We start from the raw sequence: 4,783 nt of genomic DNA, 5'->3' as shown, positions 1-4,783 counted from the left end.
ATCGGCTAGCAGCTTAAAGAATGCATGGGCGTTGCTGTTTTTGGCGTGCTGCTGAATGCGCTGCTGTTGATGCCTGATGATTTGACGTCTACGATTCACGCGGGCTGTCCTTGTTCGAGTGGTGTGTGTTCGCAACTATCACCGTAGACCAAGGACGGCCTTTTTTCATTTTTCTGTAGTCAGATCAGCTGGTTAGCTGTTAAGGAAGTGCCATTCAAATCCGTCCCCTTTTCCTTTCATCCCTTTTCCCCACCGATAGCACAAATACTAGTGCCTTTTTTTGTCTTTACGACTTTTCAGCCATGACAACACCCAAATACCTGCACCTACTGGAACCCCGCAGTAAGCAGCGACTTTCAGAGAGGCATTGATAACGCCAGCCTCAAGCGCCCAATGACCCAGCTTGAAATATGCAATCGTCGCCACAAGTAAATTACCGACAATACCCACCATAAAAAAAACCAGAAAAAAATACACAACTAGCGTACCCAATAGGTACCAACCTACCGTTTTTGGCTTCATTTATTACTTCCCATATTAGATACACCACCGCTGACAATTTCAGACAATACAGAACCTGTCGCCGCTCCTGAGGTTTCGCTCGCAGTATTTCCTATTAATGGTTTCAACTGCCCTGTGATCAAATTTCCGGATTTATAACCTATTGCAGTGCCTAGCACAGAGCCCAGCAACGAATACTTCGCATCCTCGCCCTTGATTACACTGCCCAAATAAGCGCCGCTCAATCCGTATCCTTGAGTCAGCCAGAACCCCTTCCCTTGCGTTAATCCTCCAACCGTCGCGGCAATGGATACATCGGTGTAGTTAACGTCCTTACCCGTCGATAGCTGATAGCCGAAATTTGCACCGCCGGAAATCAAGGCACCCGCTACCAGCCCTCCTATCCCTACAGCAGGTGCTTCAACTGCCGCCAGGGGCAGACCAACACCGATTGACCATGCTTGTACAAGTCCATTGGCAGGCATTGGCCCATCAAAACCATCGCCCCTCAGGTGCGAACTCATTGCAGCGGTAGCCTGGTCTGGCGTTCCACCCTCTTTAAGCACTTTTTCACCTGCACTCACAGCCCCCGCAATGGCGGGCCCACCAATATGAAACTCATCATTATATTTTTTTGCGTTTCCGGCTACCCAGCTAGCGGTTGCAGGATCACCGTTGACTAGAGCCCCCGCCAAAACGCCGACGAGTTGAGCGGTGCCTACCCGGAACTGGGTATCCGTGGCAAACCGGGAGTCCAGGTAGTTACCCAGTTTTTCCGTTGCCAAAGCTGTCAATCCTTCTGAGGCGGCGCCGGCTAAAGCCCCGGTCTTGAAGTCTCCACCTTTAGCGCTTGATAACGCTCCTCCCAATACAGCATGCATCAAGACTTTTTGTGCCGACCCTGGGGTTATTTTCAGGTACTCAGCCAAATCGCCCACCTGCTTGTTGCCAAAGGCTGCGGTCAGGTCCAGCCCTTCGGAAACTGCGGCTGCGCCAAGATTGTCCTTCAAGCTACCGCCGTTAATCGCCGTATTGATGCTGCCGGCTACCAAAGCGTGGGTAGTGCTGCGCAGCACATTGTCGCTGACCGTGTTCCAGTCCAGCATGCTCTTGCTATAACCAGGGTTATTGACCCCGTCCGCGTTAAAAATCAACGCCCCGTCGGTATTCCAACCACCGACAGCGGTGTCTATTCCGGCCAGGACTCCGCTAGTGACCATCTGCGTCGCGTAACCCTTGATCGCATCTTTACTGGTGGCCGCTTTCAGTCCCGCACCAATATCACCGCCGCCATTGATTGTCCCAACCGCAAAGTTGCTAGCCATAGCCCCCGCGAGGGGCCCCAGGTAGATGCTGGCGACAATCGAAATAATCAGCGCGGGTGCGGCACCTAATCCCGATTGCTTATAGTCCCAGCTGTCGTGGATCTCCTTGACCATTCGCCAATCAACTTGCCCATTGGCTTCAGCTACTTTGATCCAGGCAAGCTGAGGCTCGGCTTGAACCATTGCATCAATCGTCTGGCTGACAGTTTTTTGGTCAATCTGCTTGAGGTCTATATTGATCTTACCGGCGGCGCGAATAGCGAGTTGCCCCTGCCCCACCATCAAGGTCTGACGTAATGTCTCGTCAGTACTGCCTTCACCTTTGGCACTGTTCCACGCCATATCGCTCTTACTCTTTTCGTGACTTTCCTGCCGCGAGTCTTTAACCGCCTCAAATGTCACCGAGCCACCGCTGACAATCGCAATGTCCCCCCCACTCTGGAGCTTTGCCGCTTGAAACAGCTGATTACTGCCACTTTCGAGCATCATGCTCGAACCGGTTTTGATCTCGCTGCCCACATGGGTGACCTGGGTCACCTCATCACGCTGAGTTTTCTTGCTACCCCAACTGCCCTTTTTATTCATGTCATACAACGAGTAATGACTGTCTTGCGCGGCCAACAGCTTCAGCTCCTCACCCGCCTGAATATAGGCTTCGTTGCCCGCGCTGATTTTGCTGGCAACCAGGGTCAGGTCGGTACCTGCAATAGCAACCAAGTTACCGCCAGCGTTTAGCTGAGCGGTTTGCTGAGTCACGTTGTCCAGTTGGGTCGTGGTTTTAGTATTGCCTTTTTTGCCTTTCGAATACTCGTGTTGCTCATTGGCCGCAGAAATAAGCGACACGTTTTCACCCGCTTCAACGCTCAGGTTATTGCCAGCACTAACGGTGCTGGCAATAACCGCAATATCGCGCCGGGCCTCAATGGCCATGTGGCCGCCAACCTCCACCGTCGACGTATGTTGCAGTGTGGTTTGCTCGGTGCCGCTGATGCGGCGGCGTTGGTAGGCGTAGTCGTCCTGTTCGGTCTGGCTGGCGATCAGTACGTCACGCCCTGCCGTTACGCTGGCGTTGCCACCGGCCTTGAGGTTGCTGCCGAGGTTGAGCACGTCGCGGCCGGCGTTCAGTTTGAGCGTGTCGGTGGCTTCGAAGCGGGAGGCTTCGCTGGCCACGTCGTTGCGCAGTTGGTAGCCCTGGCCGTCCTGTTTGAAGGTGGTGACGGTGCGTTCGTTGATGATGTCGCCGGTCACGGCGGTGGCGCTGATGTCGCGGCCATTGATGATGCCGCCACGGCTGTTGCGGATCGAGTCGGTGGCGAGCATTTCCAGGCGGTTGCCGGCTTGCATCAGGCCGCTGTTGTCGATGTTGCCGGCGACCATGTTCAGGTTGTTGGTGGCCCGCAGGGTGCCGCTGTTGCGCAGGTCGCCGCCGGTGATCAGGCTCACATCCTGGCCCTGGATCAGCGCACCGTTGGGGGCCAGGCGGTTGTTGGCCTGGGCCAGGTACAGCACCGGGGTCAGGACTTTCTGGCCGTTGACCTCGGCTTCTTCCATCCACACGATGTCGTGGGTCAGCGCGGCGACTTGTTCGGCGGTGAGGGACACGCCCAGTTGCAGGTTGAGCGAGTCCTTGTAAGAGATGGCGTTGTCCATCAGGTAGCGGAACAGCGCGTCATCACTGGCAAGGCCGTTGATGTAGCGTTGGCCGGTGCGGGCCACCACGGCTTCGCGGATCAGGCGTTGCTCGTACAGGCCATCGCCTAGGCGCTTCCAGCTGGCGTCGGGGTTGTAGCCGAGTTTGCCGAGCAGGTAGTCGGAGCTCATGAACTGCTTGAGGTCGGTGAGCGCCGGGTTGGTTTCGATCAGGTATTTGTGGCTGTTATCCACCGGGGCGATGTCCGGCATTCCTTGAACGCGGGTGACGGAGGGCGCGCGGTTGTCCAACGCCAGCGGGCCCTGGCCGTTGACTGCACCGCTGACGGGCTGGCCGTCGAGGCTGAAGCCGCGTTCTTGCACGGCGTTGTAGTCGAGGGTTTTCTCGCGGTCGGCGGCGGTGATGACACGTCCGTTTGCGTTGAAGTCACCCGTGGCGGTATCCGCTTTACCCGCTGCACCACCCTTCGCGGCCTGGCCGCTGAGACGGAATAAGCCGTTCTCACCCGTTGGCAGGCTGAAGCCCGGCAAGGTCACCGGATTGACTTGGCGTTGGGCCAGGTCTGGCGGTAGCTGCGCAGTGATGGCCGGTTTTACCGTGGAGGCAAATACATCCGAGTTGGTGTTGCGGTTGGCCACCGGGGTGTCGATGTCGGTGGCGTTCGGGCGGATGACGCTGTTGTTGATTTCTTTGGTTGCGTTAACGGTGACCGAGCCGGCTGCCTGGATCACCGCTTGGGCGATCACGCTGCCAGAGGTGGGGACGGTGTAGTCGATATCGGAAGTGAAATAGGTATCCGAGAATCTTGTCTTCTGAATGAACTGGTCATAGGTGTACTGACCCGGCTTATAGTCACTTGAGGTGGGATCGTTGCTGCGGTTGAACAGCTCGATTTCGCTCATCAGCAACGAGTAAGCCGACCGGTTGCGTGTGTAGTAGGCGTAACCGACATTACGCTGCTCACCACCAGCAGCGCCGGTGTTGTTCAGCACGTCGGTGTTGATCAGGATGTTTTTAGTGGCCGATACCGAGCTGTAGAGGTTATCGAAGGTCTGGGTGCCCACCGTCAGGTCGCCACTGGCATTGATGAATGCGGAGGCGGAGCTGCCTTTGATAACGTCCTCATAGGTTTCGACGCCGCTGAACTTCAGCTCGCAGCCTTTGCCTTTGCAGTAGTCGTTGCCGTACACACTGATGCTGGCGGAAACCAGGCTTTTTTTTTTTTTTTTCTGGTCGCGCCGGTTGCTCAGGGTGTCGGCCAGCAAACGCATATTGCCGTCGCTCTCCAGCGTACCGGAGACATTTT

General features: G+C 56.0%; 2 protein-coding genes. Both read right to left on the bottom strand.

The genetic code is table 11. The features are described from left to right. Window positions 1-267 precede the first annotated feature (267 nt). Window positions 268-522: a hypothetical protein gene (locus DK871_RS28185; RefSeq protein WP_032803698.1), complete on the bottom strand. Its 255-nt coding sequence runs from the start codon at window positions 520-522 to the stop codon at window positions 268-270. Beyond that, entirely contained in the window at window positions 519-4,469 is a 3,951-nt protein-coding gene (locus tag DK871_RS28180) for a DUF637 domain-containing protein (protein WP_161906055.1), read from the bottom strand. The genes DK871_RS28185 and DK871_RS28180 overlap by 4 nt, the downstream gene beginning before the upstream one ends. Window positions 4,470-4,783 lie beyond the last annotated feature (314 nt).

Origin of the sequence: Pseudomonas sp. L13 (assembly GCF_009935965.1) — a bacterium.
Classification (GTDB): domain Bacteria; phylum Pseudomonadota; class Gammaproteobacteria; order Pseudomonadales; family Pseudomonadaceae; genus Aquipseudomonas; species Aquipseudomonas lactis.
The sequence above is the reverse complement of the archived record's forward strand: the minus strand, read 5'-3'. Positions and strand labels throughout refer to the sequence as shown.

Excerpts from the sequence above, each read along its gene's own strand:
- DK871_RS28185 (WP_032803698.1), bottom strand. The coding sequence starts at position 522 with ATGAAGCCAAAAACGGTAGGTTGGTACCTATTGGGTACGCTAGTTGTG.